The organism is Burkholderia sp. SIMBA_051, from assembly GCF_046534915.1.
Taxonomy (GTDB): domain Bacteria; phylum Pseudomonadota; class Gammaproteobacteria; order Burkholderiales; family Burkholderiaceae; genus Burkholderia; species Burkholderia ambifaria.
Genome location: NZ_JAWRXS010000552.1, coordinates 1 through 256 on the forward strand (window position 1 = coordinate 1; position 256 = coordinate 256).

At 72.3% G+C, this 256-nt stretch carries 1 protein-coding gene; it reads right to left on the bottom strand.

The annotated features are described in order from the left end of the window. Nucleotides 1-256, bottom strand: a 256-nt coding sequence (locus SB771_RS35680) for an MFS transporter (RefSeq protein ID WP_410722129.1), incomplete at both ends; no start/stop codon positions are given.

Genomic DNA, 256 nt, shown 5'->3' on the forward strand with positions numbered 1-256 from the left:
CGGTCCGCGCAAGCAGAATGCCGATCAGCAAGCCGCTCATGACGGTGCCGACGGCGTGGCCACGCCCTTCGGGCGGCGCGAGTTCGGCGGCGAACGGCACGGCTTGCTGCGCGATGGTCGAGAGCACGCCCATGGCGAGGCTCGCGCCAATCAGCACGGGCAGCGTGGGCGCGGTCGTGGCGACGAGCAGCGCGCAGCAGAGCAGCGCGGTCTGCATCAGGATGATGCGGCGGCGGTCGAAGCGGTCGCCGAGCGG